Source organism: Natronomonas sp. EA1 (assembly GCF_051195035.1).
GTDB lineage: Archaea > Halobacteriota > Halobacteria > Halobacteriales > Haloarculaceae > JBNTJV01.
Genome location: NZ_JBNTJV010000005.1, coordinates 22,986 through 40,778 on the forward strand (window position 1 = coordinate 22,986; position 17,793 = coordinate 40,778).

At 65.7% G+C, this 17,793-nt stretch carries 15 protein-coding genes; 1 reads left to right on the forward strand and 14 read right to left on the reverse strand.

All coding sequences use genetic code 11. The features are described from left to right. The first annotated feature begins 92 nt into the window (after positions 1-92). On the forward strand, positions 93-1,343 hold the full coding sequence (locus ACQUQR_RS14940) for an MFS transporter (protein WP_435197317.1): 1,251 nt from the start codon (positions 93-95) through the stop codon (positions 1,341-1,343). A 192-nt stretch (positions 1,344-1,535) separates the two neighbouring features. Here the strand turns inward: ACQUQR_RS14940 and ACQUQR_RS14945 are convergent, their stop codons facing one another. From ACQUQR_RS14945 to ACQUQR_RS15010, 14 genes are all read right to left on the reverse strand, one after another. After that, positions 1,536-1,979 (reverse strand): hypothetical protein, encoded by a 444-nt coding sequence (locus ACQUQR_RS14945; RefSeq protein ID WP_435197318.1) that lies wholly within the window; start codon positions 1,977-1,979, stop codon positions 1,536-1,538. Further along, on the reverse strand, positions 1,980-2,507 hold the full coding sequence (locus tag ACQUQR_RS14950; protein WP_435197319.1) for a DUF7342 family protein: 528 nt from the start codon (positions 2,505-2,507) through the stop codon (positions 1,980-1,982). It lies immediately after the preceding gene. A gap of 91 nt (positions 2,508-2,598) precedes the next feature. After that, a complete protein-coding gene (locus ACQUQR_RS14955) occupies positions 2,599-3,516 on the reverse strand; it encodes an AEC family transporter (RefSeq protein ID WP_435197320.1) in 918 nt (305 codons plus the stop codon). 148 nt (positions 3,517-3,664) lie between these two features. Beyond that, positions 3,665-4,117: a universal stress protein gene (locus ACQUQR_RS14960; protein ID WP_435197321.1), complete on the reverse strand. Its 453-nt coding sequence runs from the start codon at positions 4,115-4,117 to the stop codon at positions 3,665-3,667. Between the two features lie 34 nt (positions 4,118-4,151). Next, positions 4,152-5,531 carry a hemolysin family protein gene (locus tag ACQUQR_RS14965; protein ID WP_435197322.1) on the reverse strand — a complete coding sequence of 460 codons (1,380 nt, stop codon included), beginning with the start codon at positions 5,529-5,531 and terminating at the stop codon, positions 4,152-4,154. Between the two features lie 3 nt (positions 5,532-5,534). Then, positions 5,535-7,628 carry a dipeptide ABC transporter ATP-binding protein gene (locus ACQUQR_RS14970; RefSeq protein WP_435197323.1) on the reverse strand — a complete coding sequence of 698 codons (2,094 nt, stop codon included), beginning with the start codon at positions 7,626-7,628 and terminating at the stop codon, positions 5,535-5,537. Beyond that, positions 7,625-8,545, reverse strand: a complete 921-nt coding sequence (locus ACQUQR_RS14975) for an ABC transporter permease (RefSeq protein WP_435197324.1) — start codon at positions 8,543-8,545, stop codon at positions 7,625-7,627. The genes ACQUQR_RS14970 and ACQUQR_RS14975 overlap by 4 nt, the downstream gene beginning before the upstream one ends. Next, positions 8,545-9,528, reverse strand: coding sequence for an ABC transporter permease (locus ACQUQR_RS14980; RefSeq protein ID WP_435197325.1), 984 nt, complete (start codon positions 9,526-9,528; stop codon positions 8,545-8,547). The genes ACQUQR_RS14975 and ACQUQR_RS14980 overlap by 1 nt, the downstream gene beginning before the upstream one ends. A gap of 6 nt (positions 9,529-9,534) precedes the next feature. Then, positions 9,535-11,352: an ABC transporter substrate-binding protein gene (locus ACQUQR_RS14985; protein WP_435197465.1), complete on the reverse strand. Its 1,818-nt coding sequence runs from the start codon at positions 11,350-11,352 to the stop codon at positions 9,535-9,537. 351 nt (positions 11,353-11,703) lie between these two features. Continuing rightward, positions 11,704-12,063 (reverse strand): type II toxin-antitoxin system PemK/MazF family toxin, encoded by a 360-nt coding sequence (locus ACQUQR_RS14990; protein ID WP_435197326.1) that lies wholly within the window; start codon positions 12,061-12,063, stop codon positions 11,704-11,706. Between the two features lie 3 nt (positions 12,064-12,066). Next, positions 12,067-12,333, reverse strand: a complete 267-nt coding sequence (locus ACQUQR_RS14995; RefSeq protein WP_435197327.1) for an AbrB/MazE/SpoVT family DNA-binding domain-containing protein — start codon at positions 12,331-12,333, stop codon at positions 12,067-12,069. Between the two features lie 158 nt (positions 12,334-12,491). Continuing rightward, on the reverse strand, positions 12,492-13,040 hold the full coding sequence (locus tag ACQUQR_RS15000; RefSeq protein WP_435197328.1) for a helix-turn-helix domain-containing protein: 549 nt from the start codon (positions 13,038-13,040) through the stop codon (positions 12,492-12,494). Positions 13,041-13,287: 247 nt separating this feature from the next. Next, positions 13,288-15,477, reverse strand: a complete 2,190-nt coding sequence (locus tag ACQUQR_RS15005; RefSeq protein ID WP_435197329.1) for an acetate--CoA ligase family protein — start codon at positions 15,475-15,477, stop codon at positions 13,288-13,290. Positions 15,478-15,610: 133 nt separating this feature from the next. After that, entirely contained in the window at positions 15,611-17,737 is a 2,127-nt protein-coding gene (locus ACQUQR_RS15010) for a dipeptide ABC transporter ATP-binding protein (protein ID WP_435197330.1), read from the reverse strand. Positions 17,738-17,793 lie beyond the last annotated feature (56 nt).

Sequence of the window (17,793 nt, forward strand, 5' to 3'; positions counted from 1 at the left end):
GGTCGCTAGAGCGTCCCCCTCCCGAGTGTCAGAGCGCGTACAAAACTCCATTTTCGGAAACACCGATTATCCCCCCTCGACACGGGTGAGACATGGCCGAAGACGGTCGTATCGGCGACACGGCGTGGCTGCTCCCCCGCTACTACCTCGTGCGCGTGGCGAACACCTCCGGGTTCTTCCTCCCCGTCGCCATCCTCATCCTCCAGGACAAGGGGTTCGGGCTGGCGTTCATCGGGCTCGCGTACGCCGTCTACGCGGTGGCGAAGCTCGTCGTCGAGGTCCCGACGGGGTATCTGGGGGACCTGCTCGGCCGACGAGCGAGCCTCGCGCTCGGCAGCGTCATCCGCGCGCTCGTCATCGGGGGCTACCCGTTCATCCCCAACGAGGCGCTCTACCTCTGGGTGCACGTCCTCTGGGCGGTCGGTCGCGCCTTCCGCTCCGGAACGCAGAACGCCTGGCTCTACGAGATCCTCCAGGCGAGGTTCGACGAGTCCGAGTTCGCCCGCATCGAGAGCCGGGGGAACACGCTGAAGCTCGTGACCGACGCGGGAACCGCCCTCGCTGGGGGTGCCCTCTACACTATCGACCCCGCGTTGCCGTTCGTGGCCACCGCCGCCATCGCCCTCACCGGCGTCCCGCTGCTGGCGACCTTCCCGAGTATCGACCGGCTCCGGGACTCGGAAGCGGTCGACCCCGTCGAGCGCGACCCGCTCTCCGTCCGGGACGCCATCGAACTGCTCCGGCTCCAGGCCGCCCGGCCGGCGCTTCGCTGGTTCGTCGCCTACGCCGCGGTGTTCTACTCGCTGTTCGTCGTCACCCGCATCTACGAACAGCCTGCGCTCGATGCGGTCGGGGTCCCCGTCGCCGGCTTCGGCGTCCTGTACGCGGGGTTCAAGCTCGTCTCCGCGGGCGGCGCTGCCTCCGTCGGCCGGCTCCACGCGGCACTCGGCACACGGGGCGTCCTCGTGGCCATGGCCCCCGTCTACGGCCTCGCGTACGCGAGCATCCTCCTCACCCCGCTCGCCGTCCTCCCCGTACTCTTCTTGAACCGGGCCGTCCGCACCGTCACGAGCCCGGTCATCGACCAGTATCTGAACGACCGACTCGACGACATCGGCCGGGCGACCGTGCTCTCGGGCGTCTCGATGGCGCTCGCGCTGGTCGGCGCCGCGGCCCGCGTCGTCGCCGGGGAGGCCAGCGAGCTGCTCGGCGCCGTGGGATTCCTGCCCTGGGCCGGCGTGCTGCTCTCGCTCGTCGGCGTCGGGTTGTGGGCCCTCACGAATCCGGTACGTGCAAGTGGGGTGACCAGCCCGTATCGGCCGGACGGCTCGCCGGGTGACTGATGAGCTCAGTAGGAAGCAAATGAAGTAGTTAACCAACAGCCAAGCGAATTTCCGTGTGTTGTTGGTTACCCCCCGGTTCTCGGTTCTGCGCTCGGGACACGCCGGAATGCACACCTGCCCCGAGGCGTCCGTCTTCCCGCAGTTCACTGAGAAGTCCTCCAGTGGGTAGCTTCCGGTCGTTCGCCCCCCGAACTAAGACCACAGTGTCTCGATACGTTGCTCGATCGCCGTGAGGACGGTGGCGTATACGTCGAGTGGATGAGACGACGGAAGTTCGAGGTCGCTGATTTCGGTGGCAGCCGGTGGCTCGTGGAAGTGCAACCGGGTGTTGTGCGCGTTCGGGTGCCGGTCCCAGCGACACGCCCAGCGTTCCCCGTCCTCGTGCGCTTCGACGTAGTGAACCGAGAAGTCGCCGGTCGTGAACCACCGGATGTCGAGACGGGCCACGGTCACTGCGTCCGGGTATCGTCCAGCATCGAGCAGGCCACGAAGCAGTCGAGGTTCGTACGGATCCGGGTCGAACGCGGTCTCGGCGACGAGCGAATCCGACGAGAGGTGTCGCTCCAGCAGGCGCAACGTCTGTCTGTCCGCTGGCCCTGTCGAGTGTGCGCCCGGCTCCTCCGGTGGCTGGCTCATTTACGCCCGAATCAGATGCCCGTCGTTCTGGGAGAGCTGGCGCGCAAGTTCATATAGTCGAACGTCGCGAATCACGCCCTGCCACTCGCTGACCGCGGCCATTCGTTCGTGGATGGTTTCGTGACTTTCGTGCTCGAACACGTCGACTGCCGTCGGGTCGGTCGTCTCGAACTGCGCTTCGTACTCCGTTCGCTGGGCTTCGAGTGCCTCCACGCGGTCGATGATCTCCTCGATGGAGAGCTCGTTCGCGATTCGACTGGCGTCCTGCCATTCGAGGTACCCCTCGTTTCGTTCGTATGTCGCCGGGCGGCTGTCCCTGTCGGCTCGAACGATGCCCATCTCCGCCAAGCGGTCGAGGTGCTTTTTCGCGGCATTCGGAGAGCAGTCCGCGAGCTCGGCGATCTCGGTGTAGGCCGTCGGAGCGATAACGCCGAGGACGACGTCGTAGACGCGGCCGAACGTGTCTGTCCCCGCCTGCCACCGGCGCCGCGTCTCGTCGGACGAGGGGGCCGGATCGAACTCGGTCATACCTCTCTGTAGGCGGTTGCTCTCAATATATCTTCGGATTATTCAAATATATGCAAATAGTTCGTCGCGGCCACACCGGGGGGCTCCGTACTCACGTGACCAGACCCAGCACCTGCACCACACCGAACAGCGTCCCCACGGCGACCACCGTCGTCGCGAGGACCGTCGCGGACGCGAGGTCGCCGTCACCGCCGAGCTCGCTCGAGTAGATGTACGTCGAGACGGCGGTCGGCATCGCGAGCATGAGGACGCCAGCGCGAAGCGTCGTCGGGGTGGCATCGAGGCCGACGAACACGAGCAGCGCCAGCAGCGGCATGACGAGGAGCTTCACCGCGGTGACGGCGCTGACGGTGGGCAGGTCGACGAGCCCGTCTTCAGCCGTGAGCGACGCCCCGACGGCCGGGAGGGCGATGGGGAGGGCGAGCCCCCCCAGGATATCGAGGCCGCTCTGGACCACGCCCGGAAGCGCCACGCCGACGGCACTCCCCGTGATACCGAACGCGAGCGCCAGTAGCACGGGATTCGTCACGAGACTCCGCAGCTCCTCGACGACATCGGCGTCGGTGCTGGTGATGCGCGTGAGCAGGAACACCGTGAGCGACACCTGGACGAGCGTGCCGATCCCGAGGATGAGGCTGGCCTTCCCCGCCGTGACGCCCCCGAAGGTCGCCGCGACGAACGGGACGCCGAGAAAGCCCATGTTACAGTGGTACGACTGGACGACCGCCACCCCGCGGCGAGCCGGCAGCTCGTTCTCGCGGTGGACCACCCAGCCGATGCCGGCGACCAGGAGCAGGACGACCGTGACGCCGACGAACAGCTGCCAGACGAGCACCTCCGAGAGCGACCGGTTGACGGTCGAGGAGAAGACCAGCGCCGGGAGGGCGACGTAGAACGCGAGGGAGGTGAGCCGATCACGCCGGTGTTCGGTGAGGATACCCGCGGCTCGCAGCCCTGCCCCAACAGAGAGCAGGAGGAGCATGTACGCGAGCTGAGTGGCGACACTCATCTCGAGCGTGACCGCGGGTTGTGATTGGCGTACTCAGATTCGGGGCGAACCAGGCGAGAGTGGGGGAACATCGTGAGGTGTGTTCGTGTGAGTGGGTTGGGTAGCAGTGGGGGTTAGCGGGTCCGATTGCGACCGGGCTCCATCGCAGTTACTCTTCTCCGTCCATCGCGGACACCACGGGACAGGAGGCGTTCAACAGCAGACGTTGAGCGGTACTCCCGAAGACGGCCTTCCCGACCGGTGACCGCGGTCGACCGCCGATCACCAGATAGCGGGGATCGCTGTACTCGACTTCGGCGAGAACCTTCTTAGCCGGGTCACCGACACGGCCCTTCGTCTCGATGCGGTCCATGTCGTAGTCGTCGAGCGACTCGTGGACCGCCTTTCGGGCGACTTCAGCCCCGCTTTGCTCTTCCATACTGATGGCGAAGTCGTCGTACGCTGGCGTCCCCTTGACGGCCTTCTTATGCTTGGCGAAGTCCGCTTTCGGGATGACGTGCAGGACGACCAGCTGCTCGTCGTAGGTCGTCGCGAGCTCGTATCCGATCTTGATCGGGTCGTTCGAATGCAGTTCCTTTCCGACGGCGGTGAGTATCGTCATGGTCAGTGAATGCGCTGTGGGAATGTCGGCGCGGTCACCCGCTGACCTCCACCGAGTGATTCCCGGATGCTTCGTCAGACTGTTCCGTGATTCGGACGCGGGTGACACGCGTGTTGTCGACCCCCTCGACGCGGAGTTCGACGTCGTCGTAGGTGAACGACTCACCCTCTTCGACCAGCCGGCCGGCCCGGTTGAAGACGAACCCCGCGATGGTCTCGAACTCCTCACCCTCGGGGAGGTCGATATCGAGTGAGTCGTTGACGGCTTCGATGTTCACGTCCCCGCGGACGCGCACGGTCGTCTCGTCGACGACCGTGATGGGCTCTTCCTCCTCCGCACCGAGGATCTCCCCGACGATCTCCTCGACGAGGTCTTCGGTCGTGATGAGCCCTTCCGTGGTGCCGAACTCGTCGATGACGACGGCCATGCCGACGCGCTCGCGGCGCATCTCCTCGAAGAGGTCGTCCACGCTCTTGCTCTCCGGGACGTGAAGCACCGCCTCCACGTGCTGGTCGAGCGTGCTCAGATCACCCTCTCCGTAGCGGCACTCCCGGACGAGATCGGAGAGCGTGACGACCCCGATGATGTTGTCGAGCCCGCCCTCGAAGACGGGGAGTCGCTGGTGGCCGCTCCGGATACACGTCGCGATGGCCTCCTCGATCCCGTCGTCACGCTCGACGGCGGTGATGTCGAGTCGGGGGGTCATCACCTCCTTCGCGATGGTGTTGTCGAACCGGAAGATGCGCTGGAGCATCTCCCGTTCCTCCTCGTCGAGGACGCCCTCGCGTTCACCCGTCTCGATGATGTCCTGGATCTCCTCGCGGGTGACGTAGGAGGTCTCGATGGCCGAGCGACCGCCCGTAACCCGGTTTACAGCCCGCGTGAGGTAGTCGAACAGGATTACCAGCGGGAGGAGGACGTACTCCGAGAGTTTGAGTGGCCGCGCGATGCGGAGCGCCCACGACTGGGTGTTCTCGACCGCGTAGCTCTTGGGCGCGCTCTCGCCGAACAGCAGGACCAGCGCCGTGACGCCGAGAGTCGCGAACGCGACGGCGGTCCCCTGCCCGAACCCCAGAACGACCAGCAGCCCCGTCGCGATGGAGGACATCGCGATGTTGACGAGGTTGTTGCCGACGAGGATGGTCACGAGCAGACGGTGCGGGTCTGCTTTCATCTCGCTCACCATCGCCGCCCCTGGCACGTCGTCGTTTACGAGTTTCTCGACCTGGTGTGCCGGCAGCGAGAACATGGCGATCTCCGAGGAGGAGAAGAACGCCGAGAGCGCGATGAGCACGGTGATGAGGGCGACCCCACCGACGGCGATGACGCTATCCGAGATCGGGACGCCACCGACCTGAACGGCCAGCGGCGGCACCTCGTGCAGCGTCGCTCGCACCGGGGAGCCTGGGCCCATCGGCTACGCCTCCTCGGCGGACTCGCGCTCGACACGCTCGCGTTCGCGGGCGTAGTGAGCCAGGAGTTCGCTCTCGATGTCCTCCACCGGGAGGTGACACGCGGCCTCGTGGTCACCCTCCGTGAACGTCGAGCGGGCCGGGTCCTTCTGGTGACACTCCTTGGTCGCTTTCGGACACCGGGGCGCGAAGTTACACCCACCGGGGAGTTCGATGGGGTTCGGCGGCTCACCGGGGAGCAGCACCCGCTGGCGGTCGATGTTCGGGTCGGCCTTCGGCGATGCCGAGAGCAGCGACGCCGCATAGGGGTGTCTGGGGTTCTCGACGACCTCCTCGGTCGCGCCGATCTCCACGATCTCGCCGAGATACATCACCGCCAGCCGGTCGGTGATCTGCGAGAGGCTCGCCAGGTCGTGTGAGATGTAGACGATGCCGATATCTCGCTCGTTGGCCATCTCCCGAAGGATGTTCAGGATGTTCGCCTTCAGCGAGACGTCGAGCATCGAGGCGGGCTCGTCACAGATGAGGAGTTTGGGTTCGAGTACGAGCGCCTGCGCGATGGCGACCCGCTGACGCTCACCGCCGGAGAGCTGGTCCGGATGTTTCTCCAGGTACTTCTCCGGCGGATTGAGTCCCACGTCGGAGAGCGTCTGGCGGACGCGCCGGTCGATCACTTCGGGCTCGTGCCCTTGGATCTTCAGCGGCTCGCCGACCGCGGCGCGAACCCGCTGTCGGGGGTTCAGCGAATCGAACGGGTCCTGGAAGATGAACTGGACCTGCGACCGGAACGCCTGAGTGTCCGCCGCCAGCAGGTCGTCGACCGGCTCCCCGTCGATGAGGATCTCCCCACCGGACTGCGACTGTAAGGCAGAGATCACCTCGGCGAGCGTGGATTTCCCGCAGCCCGACTCACCGGCGACGCCGACGATCTCGCTTTCACGGACGTCGAGGTCGACGCCGTTGACGGCCTTGACGTACTCCGGCTCCTCGCCGAGGAGGTCCTGGACGATGGGCTGGGACTGCTCGAACCACTTCTCCAGGCCGTCCGTCTCGACGATGACCTCGCCGAGGTCACGGCCGTCCGATTCCTCCGGGGCGTCGATCCCCCACGTCTGGGGGTCGCTCGCCCGCTCCTGCATACGCTCCGCCTCGTCGGCGTGGTAACACGCCGATGCCTGCGCGCCGCTGTCGACCAGCGGCGGGTGCCCGTCCGCGCACTCCTCGGTCGCGAACGGACACCGGTTCCGGAACACACAGCCGGTCGGCTCCTCGGTCTGGTCGGGGAGCGACCCGGGGATGGAGATCGCCTGCTGGTCGAGTTCGTCCACCTCCGGGAACGCGTTCTTGAGCCCCATCGTGTAGGGGTTCTGCGGGTCGTTGAACACGTCGAACGTGGCGCCCTGCTCCATCACCTTCCCGCCGTAGAGCACCGACACCTCGTCACAGGTCTCCGCGACGACGCCGACCTCGTGGGTGATCAACAGCAACGAGCTGTCGATCTCCTCCTGGATCTCCATGAGCTTGTGGACGATCTTGTCCTGCACGATGACGTCCAGCCCGGTCGTCGGCTCGTCCGCGATGATGAGATCCGGGTCGAGCGCGAGCGCCATCGCGATGGTGACGCGCTGGCGCATCCCCCCGGAGAACTCGTGGGGGTACTCGCCGGTCCGCGCGGGGTCGAGCCCGACGATCTCGAACACCTCGTCGACGCGCTCGTCCGCCCGCGTCTTCGAGACGTCCTTGTGCTTGCGGATCGCCTGGCGGATCTGCTTGCCGACGCTCATCACCGGGTCGAGCGAGTCCATCGCACTCTGGGGGATGTAGGCGATCTCCTCCCAGCGGACCTCCCGCCACTCCGCTTCGGACAGCCCGACGAGGTCACGACCTTTGAACGTGACACTCCCGGACCGGATGGCACCGTTATCGTCGAGCAGGCCGAGCACGGCCTTCGCCAGCGTGGACTTGCCGGAGCCGGACTCGCCGACGAGCCCGTAGTTGTCCCCCTCCTCGATGGAGAAGGAGGCGTTGTTGACGGCGTGAACGTCGCTGCCGGGGGTTTCGTACGTGATCTTCAGGTCGTTGACTTCGAGTAGGCTCATTCGTGGTCGCTCTTGAGTTCGGGGTTGACGATCTCCTCGAGGGCGCGCCCCACGAGGAAGACCGCAGTGGTCACGGCGGCGATACCGAATGCCGGCGGGATGACCCACCACCAGGCGACGCGGATGGCGCCGGAGCGGAACACCTGCTGGAGCATCCGGCCCCACGACGTCGTCGTCGGGTCACCGAAGCCGAGGAACGCCAGCGACGCCCCGACCACGATGGACCAGCCGACCGCGTACGCCGTGTAGAGGAAGCCGATACCGATGACGTTCGGCGCGACGTGCAGGAACATCGTCCGGAGGTGGCCGGCACCTCTCGCTCGGGCCGACTTCACGAACGTCCGTTCCTTCACCGTCATCACCTCCGACCGGATGACGCGCGCCGGCATCTTCCAGAGGAAGATCACCATGATGGCGGTGATGAGCCAGACGTTCGGCGTCACGAACGACAGGATCAAAAGCGCCATCGGCAACAGCGGCAGCGCGAACGTGAGGTCGGTCATCCGCATCAGCACCTCGTCGACGCGGCCACCGAAGTAACCACTCGAGAGGCCGACGAGGAAGCCCAGCACACCGGTGCCGACGCCGCCGAAGAAGCCCATGATGAGCGTCGGGCGCGCGCCGGCGAGGAACTGACTCAGGACGTCCTTCCCGAAGGAGGTCGTCCCGAGCAGCGCTTTCGAGCTTGGACTCGTCAGTTTCATGATCGAGTAGTCCTGCCGGAGCGTGTCCTCGATGGGATGGTAGGGCGCGATGTACGGCCCGAAGAGCCCGATGAACACGAACGCCGTGAGGATGAGCAGGCCGATCCGCGCGGCCGTATCCTGCCAGATGACGCTCAGGATGTCGCTGGCGCGGTCGAGTTCGGATCGGACACGGTCCCTCACAGTGTCGGCGTCGAGCGAGTATCCCGACATCAGACATCACCTGCGTCGATCGTCGGGTCGAGTTTCGCGTACGCCAGGTCCGCGGAGAGGTTCATCACGATGACCGCCAGCGCCATGATGAACACCGCCGCCTGGACCGTCGGGTAGTCCTGGTTGAGGATCGCCTGAACCAGCGCTCGGCCGATACCCGGCCACGCGAACACCACTTCGAGGGTGATGACGCCCTGGAAGATCATCCCCGTCCGGAGTGCGAAGTAGGTCACCAGCGGCAACAGTGAGTTGCGGCCGGCCCGGGCGAGCTGTTCGCGCTCGGAGAGCCCCTTCGCGCGGTGGAGTTTGAGGAACTCCGACCCCTTGCGCTCCACGATGGAGTTGCGCGCGAGCATCAGGAAGTCCCCGCTGAAGAACAGCACCGACGCCGTGAACGGGAGGATGTAGTGTTTCAGGAAGTCCAGTGAGAGATACGTCTCCGCGTACCCCTGTGGGTTCGCCATCGGGCTCCGCATCCCGAACGCCGGCAGCCAGTTGAGCCCATACGAGAAGATGATGAGCAGGAAGATGCCGGTGACGAAGATCGGGGTCGCCCGGAAGAACGTGGTGATCACGATGGACCACTGCTCGAACCACGACCCCCGGTTCCACCCGGCGTACATCCCGGCGATGGAGCTGATGATCGCCGTGACGATGAGCGCCGGCAACAGCAGGACGAGCGTGTTGACGAGCGCGGGGATGACGATGGCCCCGACCGGTCGCTGCTGTGTCAGCGAGATCCCGAACTGGAACGTGAGTAGGTTCTTGACGTACTTGATGTACTGCACGTAGATCGGGTCGTCGAGGCCGTACATCGCACGCAGTCTCGTGACCTGCTCGGCCGTCAACGAGCCAGTCGCGACCAGCCCGCTGAACGGGTCGCTCGGCAACAGCCTGAGCGTCGCGAAGATGATACTGACCGATACCAGGGTCAGTACCGCCGCGATCGCCGTCCGCTTGACGAGAAATCTCCTGAAGCTCATGGGTGATCAGGAGAAGTCCGGCTGGTCGAGCTCGGAGCGGGTGGCGTGGCCGTCCTCGACGCGCTCGGCGAAGGCCTCCCAGGCGTCGCCCTGCGGCCAGACGAGCGTGTCACCACCGAGCGAGTACCCCGCCTGCTGGAGCATCGTCTTCGCCTTATCGACGTCGTACTCGTACGGCTCCGTCTCGGCCGCGAAGGGCGTCAGCAGGCTCGTGATGAGCCGCTGGCCCTCGATGGCGGTGCCACGCCCACCGAGCACGTTCTCGACGAACCCTTTCTTGTCGATGGCGTGACTGAGCGCCACACGGAACGTCTTGTCCCGGAACAGCGGGACGATGTGGTTGAGGTGAACGTCCGTCGGGACGTAGTTCTCCGAGGTCTGTTTTTCGACGCCGTCGGATTTGGCCGCGCGATCCGCCTGCTGGTTCGAGACGGTCGTCCCGATGGCGTCGATGTCGCCGGACTGCATCGCGCCGATGAGCGTCGAGACGTTCCCGACGTTGGCCTCGACCAGTTCGTCGATGCCGTCGCCGGGGACGAAGTACTCGCCGAGGATCTCCTCGCGGATGTCGTCGTTCCACAGCCAGTGGTCCTCGTGTTTCTCGAGGCGGAGCTCGGTCCCCTGCTCCCAGTTGACGAACTTGAACGGCCCGGTGCCGATGGGGTTCTCCGGGTTGTGCCGGCCGGGGTTGTCGATGTCCTTCCACCGGTGTTTCGGGATGATGACGCTGCGGACGGCCCGCTGGGTGAGAAACGAGGCGTCGGGTTCGGTGAGATTGAACCGGACGCGCCCACCACCGGAGTTCGAGACGACCTCCACGCTGTCGATGGTCCGGTAGAACGGACCCTGCTGGGGGGCCGTGTGCTGTTTGTACGCCTCGACGCTGAACTTCACGTCCTCCGGGCTGAACGACTTCCCGTCGTGCCAGGTGACGCCCTCGCGTAACTCCATCTCGACGGTGGTCTCGTCGACGACCTCGTGGTCGGTCGCGAGCCCCGGGACGATCTCCAGCTCCGGGGAGGCGTCGTAGAGGCCGTCGTAGACGTTCAGGAGCCGCTTCTCCTCCATCCCGCCGGTCGACCAGGGGAGGTTCGTCCCCTGCATCCCGGTGATGACACCCTTCACCCAGGAGCTCGAGTCCCCCTGCGGCTGGAGGTTCACCTGCGTCCAGATGAACGAGTCGCGGGTGGTTCCGTTCCCCGGCGTCGGGACGTACCCCTCCCAGTCGGCCGTGTTCGCCACGGTGATCACGTCCGGGAAGTTCGAGGCGATGATGTACGCGTCCTCGCTGAGCTTCTTCTGGATCTCCTTACAGAGCTCGGCGCGCTTCTCCACGTCGCCGATGGTCGCCGCCTGCTCGTCGAGCAGCGCCGTGATCTCGTCGTTCTTGTAGTTGTAGTAGTTCCCGCCCGTCTCCGGGTGTGCACGCATCAAAAACGGGTTCGGGTCGAGCCCACGCTGCGGGTCCGGCCCGTGGAGGTTCATCACCGCGGGCGTCGGGTGGCCGATGTCGGCACGCCAGTACTCTCCGTATCGGGTACTCGGCTGGACGTTGACGAGGTTCACCGGCACACCGAGCGCGTTGAACGAGTCTTTGATCATCAACGCGTGCTCGCGCATCCACGGCGTTTCGGACTGTGCGAAGTGGACGTCCACCTCGCTCAGCGGCTGCCCCTCGACCGCGGTGTACTCGAACTGGACGGCCTCGTCGTTGACCGACTTCCCCTTCGTGTCGACGGGCCACTCCTCCCAGAACTGGGTCTCGATCGTGCGCCCATCGCCACTGCTTCCCTCGCCGTCACTACTCCCCTGACAGCCGGCCATCCCAGCGAGCCCGGCTGCGCCCGCGACGCGAATGAAGCGGCGTCGGGAGACTGTACCTCTCTCGATTCCGAAGCGTTTGTCCTGCGCCATCGCGTCACAGCCTTTCACAGTTGTTGGGGTGAATCTACTCCCGATTCCGTCCAATCATCATCGTGTTTTATATAGACATCCATATTCCAGGGGCGAACACCGCGTCGAAGTGCACTGCTGGTCAGAGCGAGAGGTGGGCTGGGGAACACGACCCCGAGAAATACTCAACATTCTGAGATAGTGTCGCAGGCGATCTGCCGACGGTCACGATGGGTTCGATAGCGAAGTCTCCGATGACGGGATGACCGTCGGTCAGCTCTATCAGAGTTCGATGAGGCCGAGACTGTATTCGAGTGCGGTATCGACCTCGTCCAGTCGCTCTGCCGGGATCGAGCCGAGGTTCTCCCTGATGCGATGGTCGATCGAGACCGTTCGGATCTGGCTGCAGAGGGCAACGGAGTCTTCTCGAAGTGGGCCCGCCTCGGCAGGGACGAGCACTTCGAACGGGTAGAGTTGGTCGCCGAACGAGGTAGTGAACGGAACGACGATCGTCGTCGGGGCATTCGCGTTACCGACATCGTTCTGCACGACGAGACACGGACGCGTCCCCCGCTGTTCGGATCCCTGCGTCGGATCGAGTTCGACGATGACGACATCGCCTCGACGAACGGACGGGGACATCCGCTACCACTCCGGGGCGTCGCCCAGATGCTCGTTCGCCTCCGACGAAACGCCCTCCATCTCCTCGGCGAGTTTGCGGGTTCTGGAGGCACGTTGGCGGTAACCCGCTGCCAGCTCCTCACGAGAGACCGGTCGTTCGATAACCAGTTTCCCCGCCTCTTCGTAGATCAGAACGTCGTCCCCGCCCTTGATCCCGAATCGTTCGCGGAGCTCTTTCGGAATCGTCACCTGGCCACGCTCTCCGACCTTCCGCCGTTCAGCTCGTCTCATACATATTCATATCCAATACATACCAATAAAGGACCCGGGTGGAAGCTACTCGATGGAGTCAGAGGCAAATTCGACTCGAGGAGCCACCGTCCCTCTACAACTGCACAACACCCCAGGACGGTTGCTGGCGGCGCACACGACGACCGCGCGTCGACCGCTCACTCGGCGTCTGACTCGGTCGCCGAGGCGTCCTCGTCGGTGGAGAACACGAGGTCGAACACCTGTTTTTCGGCGAGGCGGAGGCGCTCGCTCAGTGTCGACTGAGCGATGCCCAGCTCCTTCGCGATATCGTCGGCCGAGGCCCTCCGTGGCGCGTCGAAGTAGCCCATCGAGTGGGCGGCCTTGAGGACGGCGAGCTGCTGGTGAGAGAGTTCGTTCCGGAACACGCGGCCGAGTTGCCCGCTACCGAGGGGCTCGCCGGTCGTCTCGACCTGGTTCACGCTCAGCAGTTCGAACCGGCCGAACTGCTCCTGGATCTGGTCCGCCAGCCGGCGGAAGTCCTCCCACACCTTCACCGTGACGACCCCGTCGAAGTGCTCACCGTGCAGTTTCAGCCGGTTCGGGATGGCCTTCTCCCGCAGGATCACCCCCAGGATGAACGGGTACGGCTCGTGGGCGACGATCGTCAGTCGGTACGTGGGCTGGTCGGACGCGTCCGTCGACACCTGCTCGCAATGGAACAACTCCGCACGGGAGAGCGAGTCCACGGCCGCTTCCGGGTCGAACGCAGTGTCAGCTGTGACCAGCAGCGACTCGATCCAGTCCCCTTCGTCGGCGTAGAAGGCGTTCTCGAACTCGATCCGGCGAACGCCGGAAACCTGCGTCCTGAGGTCGTTGACGACGCCGGATGGGATCGTCTGGAACTCGATGCGGAGAATCGTGAGTCACCCGATACAGGCAGAGAGTCTCTTGGGGACGCGTATATATCCACTCACTTGCCTACGTGTCACTTGCCTACGTGTCATCTTCCGTGTCGGCGGGGTCGGCCGTCCGGACGAGCGCGTCGACGGCGACGGGACCGTCCTCGGTGACGACGACTGGATTGAGATCGAGCTCTACGACGGTGTCGACCGAAGCGACGAGATCGCCGACGTTCACGAGCAGGTCGACGAGCGGGTCGGTGGCCAAGGGGGCACCGTCACGACGCTCGGTGAGGAGGTCATCGAGGACGGTCGACTCGACCGCGCGTTCGGCGTCCGCCCGCGAGAACGGCGGGACGAGCGTCGCACTCTCGCCGAGCGCTTCGACGAGGATGCCACCTGCGCCGACGGTGACGAGCGAGTCGAAGACGTCACCCGGTGCGACGCCGACCATCGCTTCGATTCCGTCATCGACCATCGGCTGGACCAGCACCCCCTCGACCTCCTCCGGGGGCGCGTGCGCCCGCGCGGCCGAGACCACCTCCTCGTAGGCCGCGCGCGCCTCGGCGGGCGAGTACACACCGAGCCGGACCGCCCCGATATCCGTCCGGTGGGGGAGCGCCGGCGAATCGATCTTGAGGACGGCCGGACCGGACATCGACTGGACGGCAGTCGCAGCGTCCGCAGCGTCGGTGACGAGCTGCGTCTCCACGAGCGGCACGTCGAACGCCGAGAGCAGGGTTTCCGATTCGGCCCACGTCAGGACGCGCCCGCTCGGCACCGCGACATCGGGGCGGTCTACACCGGTGGCTCCCGAGCGGTCATCGCGCGTCGAGAGCGCGTGTCTCGGCGGCTGGTCGGTGAGCCGGTCGCGAGCCGCGGCGAAGTCACACGTCGAGGCGACGGCGTCGAGACAGCGGCTCGGGTCCTCGTAGACCGGCACCGACTCCCGGAGGCGGGCGTACGGTGGCGTGGCCGTCGGGTCGTCGGGCTCCTTGCGACCGGTCCAGAGCACGTAGACCGGCACATCCGCTCGGTCGGTGATGGCTTCTAAATCGGCCGCGATGTCGGCAGCGCGGTCGTCGACCGCCGAGAGCCCGATGGCGAAGACGTAGGCATCGAACCCGTCGTCGTCGAGGAGGATCTCGGCGATCGCGGGGAGCGCGTCGGCCCCGTATCCTCGGATATCGGCGGGGTTGTGGAGTTCGCCGTAGGTGAGGAGTTCGTCCATCTCCAGGAGCGCACGCTCGGTCGCACCGTCGATATCGGGGAGCTGTAGGCCGCGCTCGGCGGCCAAATCGGCGAGCAAGCTCGCGAGTCCACCACTGGTCGACGCGATACAGATGCGGTCCCCGTCAGGTGCGTCGTAGGCGGTGTGTGCGTTCGCCTGCGCGAGGAGATCGGGGATGTCCGGCACGCGCTGGAGCCCGGTCTGGTCGATGGCCGCCTCCCAGGCGTCGTCATCGCCCGTGAGCGAGCCGGTGTGCGAGAGCGTGGCCTCCTCGGCGAGCTCGGACTGCCCGATCTTCACCGTCAGGACGGGCGTGCCGTGTCGAACCGCGTCTTCGGAGACGCGCATGAACCGTTCCGGCTCGTCGATCCCCTCGATATACGCACAGACCACGTCCACGTCATCCTGCGCTGCGAGATAGGCGACGTAGTCGGTGAGTGTGAGGTCGGTCTCGTTCCCCGTCGAGACGATGTGGCTGAAATGCAGGTCCCTGTCGGCTGCGCGCTCGAAGAACGTCGTGAACGCGAGCGCGCCCGACTGACTGACGAGGCCGACCCCCCCGGGCTCGGGGGCGCGCGAACACGTCGAGGTGAGCGTCGCCCCACGGGCGGCCATCACCCCGATACAGTTCGGCCCCACGACACGGATACCCGCCTCCCTCGCCACGGCGGCCAGTTCTCGCTCCAACTCGGTGCCGGTGTCGTCCGCCTCCGCGAACCCCGCCGTGAGAACGAGCGCGATGGGAACACCGTGCTCGCCAGCCGATCGGACGACCTCGACGACGTACTCGCGAGGAACGCTCACGACCACCAGGTCGACCGGCTCCGGGACCGCCTCGAGACTGTCGTAGCACGGGCGGCCCCACGCTTCCGCACGGTTCGGGTTGACGGGGTAGAGGGTGCCGTCGAAGCCGTAGTCGAGCAGGTTGTCGACGAGGTTCCCCGAGTAGAACGAGTCGGGACTCGCGCCGACGACAGCGACCGAGTCGGGGTCGAACAGCGGCCCCAACGCAGGCGTCGGGGGCGTAGTGGTCTCTGGTCCGGTTGTCGTCATGCCTGCCCGTCGGTTGCTGTAGTACCCGCGTGAATCTGCCTCCGATGGGGCCCGATTATCTTCGGCGTTTAAGTCCCCCCTGGAATCCGGAGCGGAGAACCGAGTACAGTGGCCAGGGGTCGTTGGACCGGGGTCAGTCGTCGTCGGAGATGCGTTCGGCCGGGTGGAAACACGCCGCGGAGTGGTGTTCGCCCGTCCACTCGGACAGCTCGGGCTCGTCGTCCCAGCACGCATCGCTCGCTCTCGAACAGCGTGGCGCGAACCGACAGCCCGAGGCCGGTCGCGAGGGAAGCGCCGGCTTCCCCTCGAGGCGCGTCCGCTCGCGGTCGCCACGCGGGTTCGTCTCCGGGACCGCCCCCAGTAACGCCTCGGTGTAGGGGTGCTGTGGGTCGTCCATGATCCGGTCCGTCCACCCCCGCTCGACGAACCGGCCGAGATACATGATCGCCAGCCGGTCGGCGATCTGTGAGAGGCTGGCGAGGTCATGCGAGATGTAGACTACGCCGATACCCTCGGTGTTGGCCAACCCACGGAGGATGTTGAGCACCTCCGCCTGCAGGGAGACGTCGAGCATCGAGGCGGGCTCGTCACAGATGAGCAGTTCGGGGTCGAGCACCAGCGCCTGCGCGATGGCGACCCGCTGGCGCTCACCGCCGGAGAGGGCGTTCGGGTACAGGTCGAGATACCGGTCTGCGGGCGCCAGTCCGACTTTCTCGAGCGTCTCCTCGACGATCGTCTCGTGTTCACCGGGTCGGTGGTCGTGGATCGTCAGCGGCTCCGTGACGATCTGCTCGACCGTCTGGCGAGGGTTCAGCGATTCGTAGGGGTTCTGGAAGATGATCTGGAGCTTCTGTCGGAACGTCTGGAGGTGCTCCTGGTAGTACTCGTACGAGCGGCCATCGAACGTGAAGCGGTCGACCGTCGGCTCCTCGAGGAGCGCAAGCGTCTCCCCGAGCGTCGACTTGCCACAGCCGGACTCGCCGACGATACCCAGGATCTCGCCACGTGAGACCTGCAGCGACACCCCATCGACCGCACGCACGGGGGTGTTCTCATCGCCGAACACCTGCTTGAGTATCTCACCGCGACGGTCGAACCAATCGCTGGTGCTTCTCGTCAGGCCCGTCACGGAGGGGGAGATGCTTTCGAGGGGGAGCCGACCCAGAATCGACCCGTCGCGTTCGTACCATTTCCTGAGCCCCTCGACCTCGAGGAGCACCTCACCGTCGGGGTCGCGCGAGCCCTCGACGGCTCCACCCCACGTCTCGGACGCATCGGCCGCCGTCCGCATCTGGTTCGACCGCTCGACGTGGTGACAGGCCACCCGGTGGTTCCGGTAGGGAAGTGTCTCCAGCTCCGGAACCGACTCACCACATCGATCCGTCGCGAACGGACACCGGGGCTCGAAGACGCACCCGGTCGGGCGCGAATCCAGGTTCGGCGGCTCGCCGGGGACCGAGACGAGATCTCCCTCGTGGTCGCCGCCGAACGACGGGTACGCGTTTCTGAGCCCCATCGTGTACGGGTTCGAGGGGTTGAGAAGCAGGTTATCGACCGACCCCTGTTCCATCACCATCCCCCCGTACAGCACGGACAGCTCGTCACAGGTCTCGGCGATGACGCTGAGGTCGTGAGTGATCAACAGCAGTGAGCTGTCCGTCTCCTCCTGTATCGTGAGGATGTTGTCGATGATCTCGTCCTGCACGACGACGTCCAACCCCGTCGTCGGCTCGTCGGCGATGATGAGCTTCGGGTCGAGCGCGAGCGCCATCGCGATGACGACCCGCTGGCACATCCCGTCGGAGAACTGATGGGGGTAGTCGTCCGTCCGTTCGGGGTTGAGTCCGACGGTCTCGAACAGCTCCCGAGTCCGGCGTTTCGCCCGTGCCGTCGAGAGCGTCCGGTGGGTCTGGATCGCCTGGCGAACCTGCCCACCGACGGTCATCATCGGGTCGAGCGCGTTGATCGCCGTCTGGGGAATGAACGCGATCTCCTCCCAGAGGAGGTCCTGCCGCTCTGCCGGCGACATCGCCCGCAGGTCACGACCCATGAACTCGATCGACCCCGACTCGATCGCTGCGTGGTCCGGCAAGAGTCCCAGAATCGCCTTCGCGGTCGTCGATTTCCCCGAGGCCGACTCGCCGGAGAGTGCGTAGTTGACGCCGTCCTCGATCGTGAACGAGACGCCGTTGACGCTGTGGAGTGGGCCGTCTGGCGTGTCGTACCGCACCACGAGGTCATCTACGTCGAGAAGCGTCATTTCGACCCCTCAGCTGCTCGCCACGAGACCACGGACGTCTCACCGGACCGGCCGCT